The organism is Microbispora amethystogenes (genome assembly GCF_016863015.1).
Lineage (GTDB): Bacteria > Actinomycetota > Actinomycetes > Streptosporangiales > Streptosporangiaceae > Microbispora > Microbispora amethystogenes.
Window position 1 is genome coordinate 1 of sequence record NZ_BOOB01000003.1, and the last position, 18,804, is coordinate 18,804.

Sequence of the window (18,804 nt, forward strand, 5' to 3'; positions counted from 1 at the left end):
CAGCGGGCTCTGGGTCAGCGGGGTCCGGGTCAGCGGGCTCCCGGCCGGGCCGTGGCGGAGGAGGGCGAGCGGGACGCGTGCTGCGCCCCTGCCCCCGGGCGGGAGGGAGAGCGGCGTCGGTAACGGGAGGGCGGGCGGCGGCGGTAACCGGTCAGAGGCCGGCGGTCGTGGGGAGTCGATCACCCGGTTCACGGTGTCGTGAGGCGCGCACGCACCACATCGGACCGTCAGGGACATTCGCCTCGGCACCGGTCGACCGCGGATGTAGACCCCTGGTCGGATGCCGGGCCGAGGGCTGGCGGTTACGCTCTGATCATGCAGGTCACCTCCCCCAGCCCGCTGCTGAGGCGGCTGCCGCCCGGTGGCTGGGTGGTCCTGGCCTGGGGCGCCGGGCTGGCGATCACGTTCCTGACGCGGCTACGGCTGCCCGGCGAGTGGTACTCCGCCGAGCGCCCGGCGGCGCAGTTCTTCCGGCCGGAGGGCCTGGCCGGCATGGCGGTGGCCACCGCACTCGCGCTGGCCGGGGGCGCTCTGCTGCGCCGCCGCCCGCTGCCGGCTCTGGCCCTGCTGCTCGCCGCGTCCGTCGTCGGCACGACACCCCTGGGCGTGGCGGAGATCCCGCTGCCCCAGTTCCTCGCGGCGGAGATCGCGGTGTTCTTCATCGCCATCGGACGGCCGCGCGCGACCGGCGTCGCCGCCGTTCTCACGGCCCTCGCCGTGCTTGGCGGGTATCTGGCGGTGCGGGTGCTGTGCGGGTGGCCGATCGCGGCGTCGTCCGAGACCGCCGTGGCCCTGACGACCGTGATCGCCTGGCTGCTCGGCAACTCGGTGGGCGAGTCCCGTGAGCACGCAGAGGAACTGCGCGCCCGCGCCGCGGCCCAGGCGGTCACCGACGAGCGGCTCAGGATCGCCCGTGAGCTGCACGACATGGTCGCCCACACCATCGGCGTCATCGCGCTCCAGGCCGGCGCCGCGCGGCGGGTCATCGACACCCGGCCGGAGCGGGCACGGGACGCGCTCGGGGAGATCGAGACGGCCGGCCGCCAGACCCTGTCCGGGTTGCGCCGGATGCTCGGCGCGCTGCGGAGCCCCGAGCCGGGACGTTCACCGCGGCCGGCCCTCCGGGAACCCGGGCCGGATCCGGCGTCCATGGAACCGTTCCTGGAACCGATCCCGGATGCGGGGCTGGGCCTGGCCGACGTCGAGCGGCTGGCCGCGAGGACGACGGACGCCGGGGTACGCGTCGACGTGCACTGGCGGGGCGAGCGGCGCCCGCTGCCGCCGGAGATCGACACGTCGGCCTACCGCGTCGTCCAGGAGGCCGTCACCAACGTGGTGCGTCACGCCGGTACGACGTCCTGCCGGGTCTCGATCGACTACCGGGACGACGAGGTGCGCGTCGAGGTTCTCGACGACGGGCGGGGCGGCGGCAGGGTGGGGGCCGGCTACGGCCTGGTCGGGATGCGCGAGCGGGTCGGGCTGCTGCGTGGGTCCTTATCGGCGGGACCCCGTCCGGGTGGAGGCTTCCGGGTAGAGGCCCGGCTGCCGGTTTCCGCGGCGGTTCCGTGACCGTCCGCGTGCTGCTCGCCGACGACCAGCCGCTGATCCGCGCCGCCCTGCAGATGGTCATCGCCGACGCGCCCGGTCTCGACCTCGCCGGAGAGGCGGGCACCGGCGCGGAGGCGGTGCGGATGGCGCGGGAGGTCGGGCCCGACGTCGTGGTGATGGACATCCGCATGCCGGAGATGGACGGCATCGAGGCCACCCGCCTGATCACCGCGGGCTGCGGGGCCCATGTCCTCGTCCTGACGACGTTCGACGACGACGAGCACGTCTACGGGGCGCTTCGTGCGGGGGCGTCCGGGTTCCTGGTCAAGGACATGGCCCTGGACGACATCCTCGCCGCGATCCGGGTCGTCGCCGCGGGCGAGGCCCTGATCGCCCCGCGCGTGACCCGCCGGTTGATCGAGGAGTTCGCGGAGCGGCCCGCGCCCGGTTCGCGGCCCCCCCGCGTCGCGGGGCTCACCGAGCGGGAGACCGAGGTGCTGACCCTCGTCGGACGCGGACTGTCCAACGCCGAGATCGCCGCCGAGCTGTTCATCAGCCCCGCGACCGTCAAGACGTACGTGACACGGCTGCTGGCCAAGCTCGACGCCCGCGACCGCGTGCGGCTCGTCATCATCGCCTACGAGACGGGCCTCGTGTCCCCCCGCCCGTGAGCACGCGAGCGCCCCGACGAGTGAAGCGGGAAACGCAGCGGCCCGGCGGGGGAGTGGTTCCCCTCGCCGGGCCGCTGCGTGCCGGTCAGGTCGTACCGGTCGGGTCGTGCGTCAGTGGAGTTCCTTGCGCTCGCCGGCGCCGACGGCGGCGTGCTCCTCCTCGTGGTGGCCGTTGTGGTGGCCGTCGGTGAGCGGGACGTGGTCGGTGCCGTACGCCTCGCTCATCTTGGTCCTGAGCCGGCCGATCGCGCTGCGGGCGCCCTTGGGCGGGATGCCGTCGCCGTCCGCAGAGCCGACCAGCATCGGGATCTCCTTCTTGCCGCGGATGTGCTCGGCGATGTCCTCCGCCGGCGGCGTGTGGACCTCGATGTACTGGCCGTTCGGCATCCGCTTGATGACGCCGGACTCCACGCCGTGCGACAGCACCTCGGCGTCCTTGCGCTGGAGGCCGATGCAGATCCGGTAGGTGATCCAGTACGCGATCGCCGGGCCGATGAAGACGGCGAACCGCCCGACCCAGGTGGTCGTGTAGAGGTCGATGTGGAAGACCGACGAGATCTCGTCGTTGGCGCCGAGCAGCCACAGGATGCCGTAGAACGTGATGGCCGAGATGCCGATCGAGGTGCGGTGCGGGTTGTTGCGCGGCCGGTCGCACACGTGGTGCTCGCGCCGGTCGCCCGTGACCCACTGCTCCAGGAACGGATACAGCGCCAGGCCCGTCATGATGATGCCCATCGGCACCAGGGCCGGGATCAGCACGCTGAACGTCACCGTGTGGCCGAGGAAGTTGATCTCCCACGCCGGCATGAGACGGAGCGCGCCCTCCAGGAAGCCCATGTACCAGTCGGGCTGGGAGCCGGCCGAGATGTTCGCCGGGTTGTACGGCCCGAACAGCCAGATCGGGTTGATCTGGGCGAACGTGCCGAGGAGGGCGATGACCCCGAACGTGAACAGGAAGAACGCGCCCGACTTGGCCATGAAGGCCGGGTAGAACGGCGCGCCCACGACGTTCTTCTCGGTCCGCGCCTTGCCCGGCATCTGCGTGTGCTTCTGCACCCACATCAGGATCATGTGGGCCGAGATCAGCGCGAGCAGGATGCCCGGGATCAGCAGGATGTGGATCGTGTAGAACCGCGGGATGACGTCGTGGCCCGGGTACTCCCCGCCGAACAGGAAGAACGAGATGTAGGTGCCGACGATCGGGATCGACTGCGCGACGCCCTGGGTGATCCGCAGGCCCGCGCCGGAGAGCAGGTCGTCGGGGAGGGAGTAGCCGGTGAGGCCCTCCAGCAGCGCCAGCGTGAGCAGGCCGACGCCGATGAGCCAGTTGAGCTCACGCGGCTTGCGGTAGGCGCCGGTGAAGAAGATGCGCAGCGCGTGCGCCGTCATGCCGGCCACGAACAGCAGCGCCGCCCAGTGGTGCATCTGCCGGACGAGCAGGCCGCCGCGGATGTCGAAGCTGATGTGCAGGGACGAGGCGTACGCCTCCGACATGCGGACGTCGTACAGCGGGGCGTAGTTCCCCAGGTAGTTGACCTCGCCCATGCTCGGCTTGAACCAGAACGTCAGGAACGTGCCGGTCAGCAGCAGGATGACGAACGAGTAGAGCGCGATCTCCCCCAGAAGGAACGACCAGTGGTCGGGGAAGACCTTGCGCAGGTTGCGCTTGAGGAAGTTCCCCGCTCCCAGCCGGTCGTCGAGGAACGTCGACGGGCCCGTGATGGCCTTCGGAGGAGCGTTCATCACGCCTTCTCTCTTACTTCAGCTTCGGCGTCGCCGCGCTCCCAGAAGCTGGGGCCGACGGGGACCTTGAAGTCGGACTTCGCGACGAGGTACCCCTCCTCGTCGATGCCGAGGGGCAGCTGCGGCAGCGGCCGGGCCGCGGGGCCGAAGATGACCTTGGCGCCGTCGGCCGCGTCGAAGGTCGACTGGTGGCACGGGCAGAGGATGTGGTGCGTCGTCTGCTCGTACAGCGCGGCGGGGCAGCCCACGTGGGTGCAGATCTTGGAGTAGGCGACGATGCCGTCGACGGTCCAGTTCTTGTTCGTGCCGGACTTGATCTCCTCCGGGCGGAACTTGAGCAGGATCAGCGTCGCCTTGGCCAGCGCGTTCAGGTCCTCCTCGTAGCCCTCGGGGACCACGGAGAGGATGCCGCCGGGCGAGTTGAAGTCGGCGGCGCGGATCGGCTGGCCGGTGCCCTCGACGACGAGCCGGCGCGGCTTGCCGCCCTTCATGGGCTCTCCCCAGACGGTGTGCCGCAGCGAGGTCCCCGGCAGCGGGCCGAGGTCCTTCAGCAGCACCAGCGGGGCGAGGCCGAGCGGCGCCGCGGCCAGCAGCAGCGTGCGGCGCAGCAGCCTGTGCTTGACGAAGCCGCTCTCGTCCGCGCCCTGGAGGAAGGTCTCCTTGACGTATCCGCGCGTGTCCGCGTCGGAGGCCATCAGGTGACGCTCCTGGACGAGGTTGTACTTCGGCATGATCTGCCGCACCCACACCGTGACGCCCGCGCCCAGCGAGAGCAGGGCCAGGGCCAGGGTGCCGCCGAGCGCGTAGTTCGACGCGGCCGTCTTGTCGATCGTGCCGACCTGGAAGATCACGTACGCGGCGATGAAGGCCGCGCCGGCCAGGAAGGTGATCAGGAAGAGGAACGCGACCATGCGCTCCGCCTTGCGGACCTTGACCGGGTCCTGGGGGATCACGCCCTCGACGCCCGCGGGCACGTGGATCGGGTCGTGCTCCTCGATGGGCGCGTCGGCGGGCGGCGTGCCGATCACGCGCGTCGGCACCCGGCCGCTCTCGGGATACTCGTTCTGCTCTGTCATGCCTGCGCCCGTCGCTTCTTCGCGGTGATCCAGATGGAGGCCAGGATCAGGAGGCTGAGACCCACGACCCACGCCACGAGGCCCTCGGTGACGGGGCCGATGCGGCCCAGGCCCGAGCCGCCCGGGTCGACCTGCGACCTGACGTGGGTGATGTAGGCGATCATGTCACGCTTCTGCTCCGGCGTGATCGTGGAGTCGTTGAACACCGGCATGGCCTGCGGGCCGGTGACCATCGCCTCGTAGATCTGCGTCGGCGTCGCCGGGTTCAGCGGCGGCGCGTACTTGCCGTAGGTCAGCGCGCCGCCCGCGCCCACGAAGTTGTGGCACTGGATGCAGTTGGCCCGGAACAGCTCACCGCCCTTGGCGGGGTCGCCCAGCGCGGGGTTCACCTGCTCCTCGGTCGGCCGCGTCGGGCCGCCGCCCAGCGACTGGACGTACGCCGAGAGCTGGTCGATCGCCTGGTCGGTGGCCCAGTCGGGCCTGGGCTTGCGCGGAGCCTGGGGGCCCGCGTCGGCGGCCGGCATGCGGCCGCTGCTCACCTGGAAGTCCACGGCGGCCGCGCCGACGCCGATGAGCGTCGGGGCCTTGTTTGAGCCCTCGGCGTTGAAACCGTGACAGCTCGCGCAGTGCGCGACGAAGAGGCTCTTGCCCTCCGCCGCGTCGTCGGCCTTGCCGGACGCGATCGCGGCGTCGGCGGTGCTGCCGTTCGGCGCGGCGAGCGCGTACCCGCCGCCGAGCAGGCCCAGCGCGAGCGCCACGACGGCGACTCGCGCGAGGGGATGGCGCCGTCGGGCGGTGATGGAGTTCACCGAAATCCCCGTTCCGATCATTTGATGATGTAGATGGTCGCGAAAAGGCCGATCCAGACCACGTCGACGAAGTGCCAGTAGTAGGACACGACGATCGCGCTGGTCTGCTGCTCATACGTCAAGCGCTTCGCGGCGTACGTGCGTCCCAGGATGAACAGGAACGCGATCAGACCACCCGTCACGTGCAGACCGTGGAAGCCCGTGGTCAGGAAGAACACCGAGTCGTACGGGGTGTGCGAGAGGACGTGGCCCTCGCGCGCCAGGTTCCCGTACTCGTAAAGCTGACCGCCCACGAAGAAGGCGCCCATCAGGAAGCTTACGACATACCAGAATCGCAGCTTCTTGACCTGGCCTCTTTCCACAGCCCACACGCCCAGCTGGCACGTGACACTCGACAGGACCAGAACGGTCGTGTTGAAGGTCGCGAACGGGACTTCGAGGTGCGCCTCGGGCCAGTGCGTGCCCTGGCCGAGGCTGACCGACCGGATGGTGAAGTACATCGCGAACAGCGCCGCGAAGAACATGAGCTCAGAGGACAACCACACGATGGTGCCCACCTGAACCAGGTTCGGCCGGCTGGACCCGTGCGGTCTCGTCGTCGTAGTAATTGCGGATGCTGTCGCCACGCCCAGCATTATTGCGGCTCTCCAGGTCGGGTCGCCCCACGACCCCCCGCTAGGGTCCGTCCGCGCCCGCGGAACGGGCATGCCATGGCAGGAGCCCCGGGGCTGCGAGCCTGGCAGCCGCGCCGGTAGCATCACGATGACCATACCCCGCGATTCGACAGTGAGCGTGTAATGAGGGTTCTCGTCTACAGCGACGACGCAGGCACCCGGGAGAAGGTGCGGTTGGCCATCGGGCGGCGCCCCGCCGCTGACGTGCCCCTCGTCGAGATCGTCGAGTGCGCGACCCAGCCGGCCGTGCTCAGGCACCTCGACTCGGGCGAGATCGACGTGGCCGTGCTCGACGGCGAGGCGGTTCCGGCCGGCGGCATGGGAGTGAGCCGTCAGGCCAAGGACGAGGTGCACGACTGCCCGCCGATCCTGCTGCTCATCGCCCGCAGGGACGACCGCTGGCTGGCCAACTGGTCCCGCGCCGACGCGGTGGTCGCGCACCCGCTCGACCCCGTCGTGCTCGCGGAGGCGGTCGCCGACCTCATGCGGCGCCGCCTGAGCGTCACCCGGGCGCACTGACCGCTCTTCCGGCGTTCCAGCCGGGTTTTGCCGCAAGTTTTACCCGGTTTGTACCCGGCGCCCTCTCCGGCCTGACATCTCCGACCTGACCTCGACATATCGCGGAGCCCACGATGGACACGCGCACCACCTGGCCCTCGACGCTGAACGCCCTGCTCGCGGGTGAGAACCTGACGGCCGACGAGACGGCCTGGGTCATGGGTGAGATCATGTCGGGGGCGGCGACCCCGGCGCAGATCGCCGCCTTCGCCGTCGCGCTGCGGGCCAAGGGCGAGACGGTCGCCGAGGTGACCGGCCTCGTCCGCACCATGTTCGAGCTGGCCACCCCGCTCACGGTCGAGGGGCCGGTGCTCGACATCGTCGGGACCGGCGGCGACCGGGCGCACACGGTGAACGTCTCGACGATGGCGGCGATCGTCGCGGCCGCCGCCGGAGCGAGGGTCGTCAAGCACGGCAACCGCGCCGCCTCCTCGCTGTGCGGGGCGGCCGACGTGCTGGAGCGCCTGGGCGTCGCGCTCGACCTGGCGCCGCAGATCACCGCCAGGGTGGCGGTGGAGGCGGGCATCGCCTTCTGCTTCGCGCCCCTCTACCACTCCGCGCTGCGGTTCACCGGCCCGCCGCGCAAGGAGATCGGCGTGCCGACCGTCTTCAACTTCGTGGGGCCGCTGGCGAACCCGGCGCGCCCCGCCGCCCAGGCGATCGGCGTGTTCGACGCCCGGATGCTGCCGGTGATGGCCGGCGTGTTCGCCGAGCGCGGTGTGTCGGCGCTCGTGTTCCGGGGCGACGACGGCCTCGACGAACTGTCGACGGCCGCGCCGTCGACGGTCTTCGTCGTCCGGGAGGGCACCGCGACCCAGACCGTCTTCGACCCGGCCGACCTCGGCATCCCCCGTTCCGAGCCGGGTGACCTGCGCGGCGGCGACGTGGACTTCAACGCCGCGGCGGTGCACGACCTGCTGCGCGGCAAGACCGGGCCCGTACGGGACGCCGTGCTGCTCAACGCGGCGGCCGGCCTGGTCGCCTACGACGGCCCCGGCGACGACCTCGTCGCCGACCTGCGGGCGGCGTACGCCCGGGCGGTGGAGGCGGTCGACTCGGGCAGGGCGGCGCAGACCCTGGAGCGGTGGGTGGACCTGAGCCGCACGCTCGGCTCCTCCGGCGCCTGACCCCGCTGTCCGGCTGACCGTTTCCGGCCCTCTCCGTCGCTGGAGGGATGACGCGTCCGCCTGTGTGGGGACGTGCCGGGTTCCGCCTGAGCCGTACCGTTCGGGCATGATGCGCCTGTTCATTGCCCGAGCCCTCCGCCGCTGGGCCGTCCTCACCCACGGCAGGATGGCCTCTCTCGTGCCCGTACGCTCCGCCGGCCTCCGGCCCGGTGGTGTGGGTCCCGGCCGCGGGACGGCCGAGAGACGGGGACGGGAGACGAGCGTGGAGGGCGCGGCGTCGGTCGCGCGGGAAAGCGACCTCTGCCCGGATGAGGCCGCGGCGTGGGAGCGGCTGCGCATCGCCTCGGAGCTGCACGACCTGGTGGCGCACGACCTGAGCGTGATGACCCTCGGGGTGGGCGCGGGCCGGGTGATCATGGACAAGGACCCGGAGCGGGCGCGGCAGACGTTCCGCGACGCCGAGGAGTCGGGCCGCCGGGTCCTGTCCGATCTGCGGCGCATGATCGGCCTGCTCCGCATGGACGGGCTGTCCCGAGGACCCCAGCCGGGGCTGGGCGAGCTGCCGGACCTGCTGGACGACTTCCGGGCGAGCGGGCTCGCCGTCTCCCTCACCGAGACCGGCACGCGGAGCGGGGGGCCGACGCTGGAGCTGTCGGCGTACCGCATCGTGGAGGAGGCGCTGGGCAACGCCCTGTGGTACGGCATGGCCCGCACGGCGACGGTCACGCTGCGGTGGCTGCCCGCCATCCTGGAGGTCGCCGTCCACGACGACGGGCTGCCCCGCGACAGCCTCGTCGGCACCTGGGAGCGCGCGGCGCTGTTCGGCGGCTCGGTGGCCGAGCATCCGCTGCCGGGCGGCTTCGAGGTCCGCGTCCGTCTCCTGCGCCCCGCCTGACCACGACGGTGGCCTGGGGAGGCTCAGTCGGCGTCGCTGAGGCCGATCGAGAAGGCCGCCTCCAGGTCGTGACGGGAGTAGGTCCGGAAGGCGATGTGGGTCTCGGTGTGCCGCACGCCGGTCACCTTGTTGATGCGGCCCGGCACGACCTCGGCCACCTCGTCGTACCTGGCGACCCTGACCATCGCCAGCAGGTCGAACTCGCCGGTGATCGAATACACCTCGCTGACGCCGTCGACCTCGGCGATGGCCTCGGCGACCTCGGGAATCCGGTCGACATCCGCCTTGATGTGGACGATCGCGGTGACCATTCGGGCCTCTCCTGCTGTATCGCGCCTTCGCTGTCCCACCCGACCCTAGTGCCCTCGTCAGCGCGCTCTGTTTCGGGCCGGTACTCCGATGTCACCGGGCTGTGGCGTGGGCCGGACACGGCATCATGAAGGGCGTGGACTCCTCTCTCGACACCCTGCCGAAGATCGGCGCACCGGCGACGCGGGCCTTGGCCAACGCCGGTTACACGGCCCTGCGTGACCTCGCGGGGGTGCCGCGCGCCGAGCTGGCCAAGCTGCACGGCATGGGCCCGAAAGCGCTTGGGATCCTTCAAAACGCTCTGGAGCAGCACAACCTCAGCCTGGGTTAGTCGATCGACGACCGCCGCGTCCGGCGGCCGACCGGAGCCTCCCGCGGCCAGAACCGGACCAGGAACCGCTCCCGCGGATCCGCCTCGTTGTCCGCCCACGTGTGCACCCGTACGTTCCAGGACCGTCCCGGCTCGCCGAGGAGCAGGAATCCGTCCCGGACATCCGTGTACGGCTCCATCGCGCAGATCTCTCCGGTCTCGGACCGCAGGACGCGGGAGACATCCGTCCACACCTCGCGCGGGTCCTCCGGCTCCTCGTCCCACACTTCGAGCGCGAGGCTCACGAGGTCGTCCTCCGCCGAGAGCGTGAGCCAACCGCTTTCGGGCGACTCACACGGGCCGGGGGAGAGCGACACGTCCACGACGAAGAACGTCCCGTCGTGGACATCCACCTCGCAGTCGCTGCGGGCGACCAGGGGCACGTTGATCACCTTTCTTGTGATCGGCCTGGGGGGTGGCTCAGGCCGGGGCGAATCCGAAGATGATGTGGCCCTCCTCGTCGGGTAACCGGCCGAGCAGGGTCGTGCGGCCGGCGACGGTGCCCGGCTCCGGGCCGGTGATGTCCAGGGTGGCCGCCGCCCACCAGTTCGTCTTCGCGTCCCAGGCGGTCGTGAGCAAGGACCTCTCGTCGTACCAGCCGACGTTGCCGTACGGCCGGTCGGCGTAGAGGCGGTTCGCGGGGTACGCGCCGAGCAGAGCTCCTCGCCGTGCGTCCCAGACGCAGACCTGGTCGTCGTGAGGGCCTCTGGGACAGTGGGTCACCATTCGCTCTTCCGACGGGGAGAAGGCCCCCATCCCGTACTGCCCGAGCAGCCCGACCCGTTGGAACGCCTGTTTCCTCCGGCCCCGGACGCTGAAGAACCCGACGTCGAGCGGATCTTCCTGCCCGAAGTTCCCGGCCACGCTGCCGTCCGGTCCCCACTGATAGGGGGCGGTGGCGCCCAGAGCGAGAACCGTGGGCTTCATAGCGGGCAGGCCCGCCAGCACGGCGCTCGCCCCGCGCGGATAGGTGTACTTCCCTCGCGCGTCGACCGGCGCCTCCGTGAAGAGCAATGTCGTGCTCGTCCTGTTCCATTGCGGGTTGGTGGCGAACACGGTGGCCGGCACGTCGATCACCTTCTTCTTCATGCCTGCCCGGTCCATGACGACCACGTCGGCGCCGGGCACCGCGCGCATGTCGACGCCCGCGATCCACCTGCCGTCGGGAGAGACCGCGACGTCCAGGTAGTCGCTCCCGAAGCCCACGGGAGCCGCGAAGCACCGGAGATCGGGCCGCCACAGATAGGTCCGCGGATTCGGGCGGTCCCCTCTCGGAGGCTCGAACCCGATCACCGTCGTCGGCCCGGTGAGGTCGCGGAGCAGGCTGATGCGGGACTCGGGGAACCGGGTGGCCCGGCCCGGCCGGTCGGCACGTGAGAGTTCGGATCCTCCCGGTTCGGCGGCCGGGCACGCGCCGGTGGCCGAGAAGCGGGCCGTCACCCTCGGGAGGAGGGAGACGGTGATGACGACGACGGTGACGACGACGAGAGCCGTGGTGACGACGGCCGCCCGTCGCGTGAGGCGCGGGCGGGTTCGACGGGGGACCGGTTCCGCTCTCGGAGGCGGGATCTCCGAACCCTTCGGTGGCGCCTCCGCGGGACCCCGGTAGGCGCGATTCCGTCCCAGAACGAGTGCGCCGCCGTCGTCCCGGGTGCTGAGGTGCGGCCGCGGCAGACCGCGGCCGAGCATCTCCCGCCGCAGGGCGGCGAAGACGGAACGGACGTCGAGGTACGGTCCCGCTCCGGGGATCCCGTTCTCCAGAGCCGAGATGAGGGCTCCGCTGAACGCCGTGTGGCGGTCGCCGGGATTCGCGCGGGCCCGGGCGTAGTCGGAGGTCGCCGTGAGCACGCAGGCGCCTTCGATGGGCGTCTGATGCGCGAGTTCCCGGTCCTCCTCCGAACCGTCGAGGTAGGCGTCCGAGTGCGCGCGGCCGGAATAGCAGCAGTCCAGGATGACGACCTTGCGCCGCGAGCCGGCGCCGCGCACCGCACGGCGGATCTCCTCGTACGGGAGCGCCGTGAAGTGTTCCCGTCTCTTCGTCCCCGGGAGGGCGAGCAGGAGGCTGTCGTCGTCGTCCTCGTCCAGAAAGCCGTGTCCGACGTAGTAGACGACGAGGGTGTCGGTGGCCTGGCCCGCCACCTCGTGGATCCGGCTCAGTATGGCGTTGCGGCCCAGCCCGCGCGTTCCGTCCAGGATCGCGACATTGCGGCCGGGGATGCCCCAAATCATCTCATCGCAGAAAAGGGTCTTCAATCGGCGGAGATTGGTGGGTGCGGCGGGAATTCGTGCGAAGTCCACAAATGAGGAGAATCCAATAAGAATCAGACGGGACCGCGCGGGATCAGGTATCGCCACCCCGGGGCCCCTCGAGCGTGCGTACGACCCGTTCCAGCTCTTCCCTCGAACCGCCCCGCAGTTCGACGCGCACCCCGTTCTTCTCCACGGAGACCGTCCATTTCGTGGACCGGCCGTCTCTCCAGGCGGCGATCGAGACGAGTAGCGCGCCGAGCGCGCCGGCGCTGTCGACGACGGCCAGGATCGCGTCGAGACCGGGGCCGAGCTCGTCGGCCGCCGGGGGATCGCTGTCGCAGGTCGACAGCTTCGCCAGCCGGCCCAGATCGGGATCGCGTCTGAGTGCTCGATAGAGGGCCCTGGTCTCCGCGCCGGTGTCGGCTTCGACCCGAATGAGCAAATTCGTCATAGCCGACGACCCCCTTTTTTCGTTTCGCGCTCCGCTCACACGGCTTCAGGAAATGAAATGTATCAAGACTTGACCATGCCTCGAAACGGCCTCGACGATGAGCGGTACGGACCATAGGGCCGACGACGTCCGGACCGGAGGGAAAAGAGGGTGCGGGCGCCCGGCGGAATCCCCGTAGCCGTTCTCCGGAAATCCGCCGCCGTTGAACTTCTCGCGTCATCGGAGATCGCGGTGACCCGGGGCGTGGTCCCTGGACCGGGGCGAAAGCTCAGCGCAGGGGGCGGCCCTCGCGGCGGTCGCCGCGCAGGTGCGGGTAGGCGCGCTCGATCCGGCCGACCAGCCGCCCCGCGCCGTACGCCGGGAGGCTCCAGACGCCGTCGACCTGGACCAGGCGCACGCCGGGGGAGTCGAGCCACCTCAGCACGCACTCGGTTTCCTCGGCGCTGGCGGCGGGGGTCGGGCCGGGGCCCGGCGTCACCGTCTCCGCGGTGGCGACGAGGGCGTCCACGTACGGCGTGGGGTGGGCGCCCCGCGGCATGACGCCCGCCGCGCCGAGCCTGCCGTACCGGATGACGTGGATGTCCCAACCACCGCCGAAGGCGGGGCTGGCCGCGACCATCTGGGGGATGCCGGTCAGCGACCGCAGGCGCTGCATGCGCGCCGCGGTCCGGACGTAGGCCGCGAGCCGGTCGCGGTCGACCGCCGCCTCCTCGTACCGCTGCTCGTCGGCCAGGCGCCGCATGCGCGCCTCCATCGCGGAGAAGACGGCCTCGGCGTCGTGCTCCATCGCGTGCCGGGCGCGGCCGGCGTGCCGGGAGTAGGTCTCCTCGCTCTCCCGGCCCTCGCAGGGCGCGCCGCAGCGGCCGATCTCCGCGAGCGCGCAGGCCGGCCGGCGCACCCGGGCCGACAGCCGTTCGGTGCACTGGCGCAGCGGCAGCGCCTCGTGCATCGCCGTGCGCGCGTCGTCGGCCGTGCGGCTGCTGCCGAACGGCCCGAGATAGGCCGCTCCGTCGTCGCGCACCTCCCGGACCACGCTGAGCCGCGGGAACGGCTCGTTCGTCAGCTTCAGCCAGACCACCCGCTCGGGGAAGCGGGACCTCCTGTTGTAGCGGGGCTTGGTCGCCCCGATCATCCGCAGTTCGCGGATCTCCGCCTCCAGCGCGGTGGCGCACACGATGGTCCTGACCCGCTCGGCGATGCCGACCATCTCGCGGATGCGCGAACGCGTCTCGCTCGCGGTGAAGTAGCTGCGCACGCGATTGCGCAGGTTGGAGCTCTTGCCGATGTACAGCGCCTCGCCCCTGGCGTCCTCGAAGACGTACACGCCCGGCGCGCCGGGCACGCCGTCGGCGAGGTGGCGTTTTCGCTGCTGCTCGCGCGTGGGGGCGCGCACGAAGCCGCGCAGATCCTCCAGCGTGTGTACACCGAGCGAGCCGACCCGGGAGATGAGGCCGTGCAGCACGTCGACCGTGGCCTTGGCGTCGGCCAGCGCCCGGTGGCAGGGCTCGGTGGAGCTGCGGAAGACCCGCGCGAGGGTGGCGAGCTTGCAGTTGGGGGTCTCGTCGCGGGTGAGCACCCGGCGCGCGAGGTCGGCCGTGTCCACCACGGGGTTGGCCGGGGGCGGGTAGCCGCCCGCCTGGCAGGCCGCCTTGAGGAACGACATGTCGAACGGCGCGTTGTGCGCCACCAGCGCCGCCCCCGCGATGAACTCCAGGAAGCTCGGCAGCACCTCGGGGAACTTCGGGGCGGCCATGACCATCGCGTCGGTGATGCCGGTGAGCACGGAGATGAACGGCGGGATCGGGCCGCCGGGGTCGACCAGAGTGGCGAACTCGCCGATCACCTCGCCGCCGCGGACCTTCACCGCCCCGATCTCCGTGATGGCGTGCTCCGCGGCCGATCCGCCGGTGGTCTCCAGGTCGAAGACGACGAACGTCACCTCCTGCAGGGGAGTGCCGAGCTCGTCCAGCGTGCCCTGTACCGCGTCCACGCCAAGACCATAGAGATTCCGACCGACATTTGCCTTCCGGGGCGGCCCGGCCTGGCCGGACCGCCCGGGGCGGGAACTAGCCGAAGGTCACGACGAGGCGGCCGTCGGAGGCGAAGGACCAGCGCGGCGTGCCCCGGTAGGAGGAGCAGCGGGACCCGTTCGAGCCGGACCAGAACTGGTTCGAGCCGTCGGAGTTGCCGACGATCTTGTCGTTCGATCCGCTGCCGCTGCGGCACGAGGTGTTGTTGCGGAACACCGAGGTGCCCGCGTCGAAGGAGAAGTTGCGCTCGGCGTTGTCGACGCTGACGTTGTCCGAGATCGTCATCGTGCCGAGATTGCGGTTGTAGGTGAACCCGTGGTGGCCGTTGTGATAGGCGATGTTGCGGCGGATGACGTGGTTGACCCCGATGTCCTCGCCACCGAGCTTGTAGCCGTTGCGGTCGCCGTTGCCCGCCTGGCTGCCGTCGGTGAGGGTGCCGTTGTTGTAGGCCAGGGAGTCTTCGATGGTGACCGGGCCGATTGCTCCGGTGTCCGTCTTGGTGTAGAGGTCCCAGCCGTCGTCGATGTTGTTGTGGGACACGTCGTAGCGGAAGACGTTGCCGTTGCCCACGGTGAGCTTCGCGGCGAAGCCGTCGGCGTCCTCGCCGTCGGAGTCGGCGTTGTCGTGCGACTCCGAGCTCACGACGAGGTTGTTGGACGGCCACTGGGCGCGGGGGGTGTCGGAGGCGATGCGGCCGAGTTGCAGCCCGGTGTCGCGGTTGAACCGCGTCACCGTGCGCTCGATGATGTTGTTGCTGCCTCCGACGTAGATCCCGTTGTCTCCGGCGCGCTGGACGACGACGCCGTAGACGTGCCAGTACGACCCGTACAGCGCGAGCCCCCGGTTCGACGAGGACTGGCTCTGCGCGGAGAAGTTCAGCACCGGGGTCTCGCCGGGGTAGGCGGACAGCTTCTTGCGGGCGCTCGACGTGCCGTTGTTCCCCGCCGCGATGGTGACCGTCTGCGAGAGGTTGTACGTCCCGCCGCGCAGGTAGATCGTCCCGCCTGCGGCGACGCGGGTGATCGCCGACGCGAGCGTCGTCGGGTCCGAGATCGTCCCGGACGCCCCGGCGGCGCCGCCCGGCGACACGTACAGCGCGGAGCCGGACGGTCCCGTGGGCGTGGACGTCGGTGTGGACGTCGGGGTCGACGTGGGCGTGGAGGTGGGCGTGGAGGTGGGCGTCGAGGTCGGGGTAGACGTCGGCGTCGCTGTGGGGGTGACCGTGGGGGTGGCCTGGGGAGTGCGGGTGGGGGTCGCGCTCGGGCTGACGTTGACGGTGGTGCAGGTCTCACCGTTCAGGGTGAACGCGGTCGGCTTGGGGTTGGAACCCGACCAGGTGCCGTTGAAGCCGATCATCACCGAGGCGCCGGTGGCGATGGCGGCGTTGTAGTCCATGTTCCTGGCGGTGACGTTCTGCCCGCTCTGGCTGTAGGTGGCCGACCAGCCGACGTCGACCTTCTGGGCGGGGTCGGGGAAGGCGAACCCCAAGGTCCAGCCGTTGATCGCGCTGCCCAGGTTCTGGATCGTGATGCTCGCGCTGAACCCGCCCCACCACTCGCTGTAGGTGTAGGTCACGGCGCAACCGGCCGCGGCTTGGGCGGGGGCCGTGGCCGCCAGCGCCGACGCGGCGAGGGCGACCGCCGCCGCCCCGGCGGCCAGGCGAGCCGCGCGGGCCCGGGGGATGGTGAGGCGCATCGAATCTCCTGAGTGACGGGTGACGCCGTGTCGAGGCCCGGGAGGCGCCCGCCCCGGCCGGCGACGGTGACGGCCGGGGCGGCTCCCCGTCGCCGCGGGGCCGCGTCCGAAGTGCCCGTACCGTAAAATTCACCGAGGAGTTAGTCAACGCGTCAAACTTATTCGCCGCCGTACGCTGCGGCGACGCGTGAAACGAACGGCCCGTTCTTTCATTCCGCACGGCGCCGTACGCTCCGCGCGGCTCCGTACGCTCCGCGCGGCTCCGTACGCTCCGCGCGGCTCCGTACGGCCGGAAGCGGACGGGCCCGCGTCAGGCTCGGTGCCCGGAGGAGGCGGCGGGAGAGGCCGGCCACTCGCGTGCCAGCATCGCGTAGACCAGTTCGTCGCTCCACGCGCCGGCGAAGAACTCGTTCTCGACCAGACGGGCCTCCAGGCGCATGCCGAGCCGCTCCATCAGCCGGGCGGACGGGATGTTGCGCGCGTCGCAGTTGCCGTGGATCCGGTGCAGCCCGACGCCCTCGAACCCGATGCGGAGAACCTCGCGGGCCGCCTCAGTCGCGAGGCCCAGGCCCTGGTAGGAGGGGTTGAAGACGAATCCGATCTCGCCCTGGCGGTGCTCCCGGCTGCGCAGGAACAACGTGAGATCCCCGATCACCGGGCCTCCGCCGGTCAGCGCGGCGGCCACGCTGAGCGCGTCGCCGTCCGCGGCGAGGCTCGCGCCGGTGATCTTGCGGTCGAGCGCCGCCTTCGTCTCCTCCCGCGTACGGGCGTCCCAGTAGAGATACCGCGTGACCTCGGGAAGCGATTGGAAGGCGTGCAGGTCGTCGAGGTCCGCCTCGGTGAAGGGGCGCAGGACCAGCCGGGGGGTGATGATCGGGTACGGCGGGGTGAACACGCCGCCGAGCGTACGGACCGGACCGCACGCGCGCCAGCGGACGGCCGCCTGGCCCGGTGACAGATCTTGAACAGGACATGGACACGGTGCGACGGCCGTACCCTTGAAGAAGGACAAGAACAGAGGACTGTCTCGCAGATCTTGCCGTGTGAGGGGCGCCGGGTGGGCGCGCCACGAGGCCCGGCCTCGTGGGAGCCCGCTCCCGGGCCCCCACACCCGGGGGCGACAGCTCCGCGAGGCGCCGCCGGGCGATCCCGGCAGGCGGCAGGTCTGCAGGACACGGCCGAGGAGCGACGAGATGAGTTCAGCCGGTGAAGGCCTGTCTCGTCCGTTGCCGGAGCAGGTCCGCTTACACGTGGTTGAGGTCGCGGCGCAGGTGCTGGGCACGATGCCCGCCGCGTCCGTGCCGCCGCCGCTGCGCGGCATCGCCAGGTTCGACCCGCGCAAGCGCGCCCGCCTGGGCAGCGCGCCGATCGCGGCCCAGCTGGAGAACGACAAGGAGTTCCGCGAGCAGGTCGCCGAGGCGCTGGAGGCGGCCTGGCCCGAGCTGGTGGCGAGCCTCGCCGAGGGGACGGTGCCGCCGGCGGCCGAGCCGGTGCTGGTCGCGGCGGCGGCCTACCTGACCCGTCCGCCCGGCTGGCCGGACCTGGTCGAGCAGGCGCGGACCGACCTTGAGCAGGCCGCCGCGGCGGGCACGCAGCGGGAGCAGGCGGAGACGCGGCTGCGCGAGCAGCTCGCGGCGCAGCGCGCGTCCGCCAAGGAGGAGATCGACCGGGTTCGCGAACAGCTCAAGGCGGCCCGCGCGGAGAACTCCGACCTGAGGCGCAAGCTGCACGACGCGCGTGAGCGGGTCAAAGCGGCCGAGGCCAGGGCGGCCGAGCTGGAGGCCGAGACGGCCGAGGCGCGGGCCAGGGTGGCGAGCGCCAACGGCGCCGCGGAGACCGAGCTGCGCAGGCTCAAGGAGCGCCTGGCGGACACCGAGCGGCAGCTGGAGGCCAACCGCCGCGCCGCCCGCGAGGGCCGGAGCATGGAGGACGCCCGCGTACGGGTGCTGCTGGACGCCCTGCAGGACGCCGCCGCGGGGCTGCGCAAGGAGCTCGGCCTGCCGACCACCATCAGCAGGCCGGCCGACTACGTGAACGCGGTCGTGCCGGGCGAGCCCGGCGTGACGGCGGTGCCCGCGCGGGCGCTGGCGAACGACGACCCTCAGCTCCTCGACCAGCTCCTCGCGCTGCCCAACCTGCACCTGATCGTCGACGGCTACAACGTGACCAAGACCGGCTATCCGACCCTGACCCTCGCCGACCAGCGCGCCCGCCTGCTCACCGGGCTGGGCGGCCTCGCCGTGCAGGCGCGCGTGGAGGTGACGTGCGTCTTCGACGGCGCCGAGCTGAACGGGCCCGTGCAGGTCTCCGCGCCGCGCGGGGTGCGGGTGATGTTCAGCGCGCCCGGCGAGATCGCCGACGACCTCATCCGCACGCTTGTGCGCGCAGAGCCGCCGGGGCGCGGCATCGCGGTCGTCTCCTCCGACCGTGAGGTGGCCGACTCCGTCCGCCGCATGGGCGCCCGGCCGGTGCCCTCGCTCCTGCTGCTGCGGCGTCTCGGCCGCGGCTGATCCCGGCTGATCCAGTACGGCACGCTCCGTGCGGAGACCGATTCGGTGAGTGATGACTGCCGCGAATAGCTGCGAATAGGTTGAAGCG

General features: G+C 71.3%; 18 protein-coding genes. 7 read left to right on the top strand and 11 right to left on the bottom strand.

The genetic code is table 11. From position 1 onward, the window contains the following. Positions 1-315: 315 nt before the first annotated feature. A complete protein-coding gene (locus Mam01_RS01200) occupies positions 316-1,569 on the top strand; it encodes a sensor histidine kinase (RefSeq protein WP_204283487.1) in 1,254 nt (417 codons plus the stop codon). After that, complete coding sequence (locus tag Mam01_RS01205) at positions 1,566-2,219, top strand: response regulator (RefSeq protein ID WP_204283490.1); 654 nt, start codon at positions 1,566-1,568, stop codon at positions 2,217-2,219. Before Mam01_RS01200 ends, Mam01_RS01205 begins: the two co-directional genes overlap by 4 nt. A gap of 111 nt (positions 2,220-2,330) precedes the next feature. On the opposite strand, the gene qcrB is transcribed toward Mam01_RS01205, so the two are convergent. Genes qcrB through ctaE form a run of 4 tightly spaced genes read right to left on the bottom strand, consistent with a single transcriptional unit; the run spans position 2,331 to position 6,404 of the window. Next, positions 2,331-3,962 (bottom strand): cytochrome bc1 complex cytochrome b subunit, encoded by a 1,632-nt coding sequence (qcrB, locus tag Mam01_RS01210; RefSeq protein ID WP_204283492.1) that lies wholly within the window; start codon positions 3,960-3,962, stop codon positions 2,331-2,333. Further along, positions 3,962-5,038 carry a cytochrome bc1 complex Rieske iron-sulfur subunit gene (gene qcrA / locus Mam01_RS01215; protein WP_150932972.1) on the bottom strand — a complete coding sequence of 359 codons (1,077 nt, stop codon included), beginning with the start codon at positions 5,036-5,038 and terminating at the stop codon, positions 3,962-3,964. Before qcrA ends, qcrB begins: the two co-directional genes overlap by 1 nt. Next, entirely contained in the window at positions 5,035-5,847 is an 813-nt protein-coding gene (qcrC, locus tag Mam01_RS01220; protein ID WP_204283494.1) for a cytochrome bc1 complex diheme cytochrome c subunit, read from the bottom strand. The genes qcrA and qcrC overlap by 4 nt, the downstream gene beginning before the upstream one ends. Positions 5,848-5,864: 17 nt before the next feature. Further along, on the bottom strand, positions 5,865-6,404 hold the full coding sequence (gene ctaE, locus Mam01_RS01225) for an aa3-type cytochrome oxidase subunit III (RefSeq protein WP_225311295.1): 540 nt from the start codon (positions 6,402-6,404) through the stop codon (positions 5,865-5,867). A gap of 240 nt (positions 6,405-6,644) precedes the next feature. Here ctaE and Mam01_RS01230 point away from each other — a divergent pair, with 240 nt between their 5' ends. The 3 genes from Mam01_RS01230 to Mam01_RS01240 all read left to right on the top strand — a co-directional run bounded on the left by Mam01_RS01230 (position 6,645) and on the right by Mam01_RS01240 (position 9,101). Further along, the gene (locus Mam01_RS01230; RefSeq protein ID WP_117409187.1) at positions 6,645-7,040 is read left to right on the top strand and encodes a response regulator transcription factor; all 396 of its coding nucleotides are present in this window, start codon (positions 6,645-6,647) and stop codon (positions 7,038-7,040) included. Positions 7,041-7,153: 113 nt separating this feature from the next. Then, a complete protein-coding gene (trpD, locus tag Mam01_RS01235) occupies positions 7,154-8,206 on the top strand; it encodes an anthranilate phosphoribosyltransferase (RefSeq protein ID WP_204283496.1) in 1,053 nt (350 codons plus the stop codon). 106 nt (positions 8,207-8,312) lie between these two features. Beyond that, complete coding sequence (locus Mam01_RS01240) at positions 8,313-9,101, top strand: sensor histidine kinase (protein WP_204283497.1); 789 nt, start codon at positions 8,313-8,315, stop codon at positions 9,099-9,101. A gap of 23 nt (positions 9,102-9,124) precedes the next feature. Here Mam01_RS01240 and Mam01_RS01245 read toward each other — a convergent pair whose 3' ends face one another. Continuing rightward, positions 9,125-9,412 (bottom strand): Lrp/AsnC family transcriptional regulator, encoded by a 288-nt coding sequence (locus Mam01_RS01245; protein WP_150932978.1) that lies wholly within the window; start codon positions 9,410-9,412, stop codon positions 9,125-9,127. A gap of 134 nt (positions 9,413-9,546) precedes the next feature. Here Mam01_RS01245 and Mam01_RS01250 point away from each other — a divergent pair, with 134 nt between their 5' ends. After that, a complete protein-coding gene (locus Mam01_RS01250; protein WP_239100941.1) occupies positions 9,547-9,741 on the top strand; it encodes a helix-hairpin-helix domain-containing protein in 195 nt (64 codons plus the stop codon). On the opposite strand, the gene Mam01_RS01255 is transcribed toward Mam01_RS01250, so the two are convergent. The 6 genes from Mam01_RS01255 to Mam01_RS01280 form a co-directional block, all read right to left on the bottom strand. Beyond that, positions 9,738-10,172, bottom strand: a complete 435-nt coding sequence (locus Mam01_RS01255; RefSeq protein WP_204283500.1) for a hypothetical protein — start codon at positions 10,170-10,172, stop codon at positions 9,738-9,740. The genes Mam01_RS01250 and Mam01_RS01255 overlap by 4 nt on opposite strands. 28 nt (positions 10,173-10,200) lie before the next feature. Continuing rightward, the gene (locus tag Mam01_RS01260) at positions 10,201-12,135 is read right to left on the bottom strand and encodes a caspase, EACC1-associated type (protein ID WP_425563077.1); all 1,935 of its coding nucleotides are present in this window, start codon (positions 12,133-12,135) and stop codon (positions 10,201-10,203) included. Continuing rightward, a complete protein-coding gene (locus tag Mam01_RS01265) occupies positions 12,122-12,481 on the bottom strand; it encodes an effector-associated constant component EACC1 (protein WP_204283502.1) in 360 nt (119 codons plus the stop codon). The genes Mam01_RS01260 and Mam01_RS01265 overlap by 14 nt, the downstream gene beginning before the upstream one ends. Before the next feature lie 268 nt (positions 12,482-12,749). Further along, positions 12,750-14,471, bottom strand: a complete 1,722-nt coding sequence (locus Mam01_RS01270) for a DEDD exonuclease domain-containing protein (RefSeq protein ID WP_204283503.1) — start codon at positions 14,469-14,471, stop codon at positions 12,750-12,752. Between the two features lie 76 nt (positions 14,472-14,547). Beyond that, entirely contained in the window at positions 14,548-16,206 is a 1,659-nt protein-coding gene (locus tag Mam01_RS01275) for a cellulose-binding domain-containing protein (protein WP_204283504.1), read from the bottom strand. A 310-nt stretch (positions 16,207-16,516) separates the two neighbouring features. Further along, positions 16,517-17,101 (bottom strand): GNAT family N-acetyltransferase, encoded by a 585-nt coding sequence (locus Mam01_RS01280; protein WP_204283505.1) that lies wholly within the window; start codon positions 17,099-17,101, stop codon positions 16,517-16,519. 298 nt (positions 17,102-17,399) lie between these two features. Here Mam01_RS01280 and Mam01_RS01285 point away from each other — a divergent pair, with 298 nt between their 5' ends. Further along, entirely contained in the window at positions 17,400-18,716 is a 1,317-nt protein-coding gene (locus Mam01_RS01285) for an NYN domain-containing protein (protein WP_150932984.1), read from the top strand. The last annotated feature ends 88 nt before the right edge of the window (positions 18,717-18,804 follow it).

Excerpts from the sequence above, each read along its gene's own strand:
- qcrB (WP_204283492.1), bottom strand. The coding sequence starts at position 3,962 with ATGAACGCTCCTCCGAAGGCCATCACGGGCCCGTCGACGTTCCTCGAC.
- Mam01_RS01275 (WP_204283504.1), bottom strand. The coding sequence starts at position 16,206 with ATGCGCCTCACCATCCCCCGGGCCCGCGCGGCTCGCCTGGCCGCCGGG.
- Mam01_RS01265 (WP_204283502.1), bottom strand. The coding sequence starts at position 12,481 with ATGACGAATTTGCTCATTCGGGTCGAAGCCGACACCGGCGCGGAGACC.
- Mam01_RS01230 (WP_117409187.1), top strand. The coding sequence starts at position 6,645 with ATGAGGGTTCTCGTCTACAGCGACGACGCAGGCACCCGGGAGAAGGTG.
- Mam01_RS01200 (WP_204283487.1), top strand. The coding sequence starts at position 316 with ATGCAGGTCACCTCCCCCAGCCCGCTGCTGAGGCGGCTGCCGCCCGGT.
- Mam01_RS01245 (WP_150932978.1), bottom strand. The coding sequence starts at position 9,412 with ATGGTCACCGCGATCGTCCACATCAAGGCGGATGTCGACCGGATTCCC.
- Mam01_RS01285 (WP_150932984.1), top strand. The coding sequence starts at position 17,400 with ATGAGTTCAGCCGGTGAAGGCCTGTCTCGTCCGTTGCCGGAGCAGGTC.
- qcrA (WP_150932972.1), bottom strand. The coding sequence starts at position 5,038 with ATGACAGAGCAGAACGAGTATCCCGAGAGCGGCCGGGTGCCGACGCGC.
- Mam01_RS01240 (WP_204283497.1), top strand. The coding sequence starts at position 8,313 with ATGATGCGCCTGTTCATTGCCCGAGCCCTCCGCCGCTGGGCCGTCCTC.
- trpD (WP_204283496.1), top strand. The coding sequence starts at position 7,154 with ATGGACACGCGCACCACCTGGCCCTCGACGCTGAACGCCCTGCTCGCG.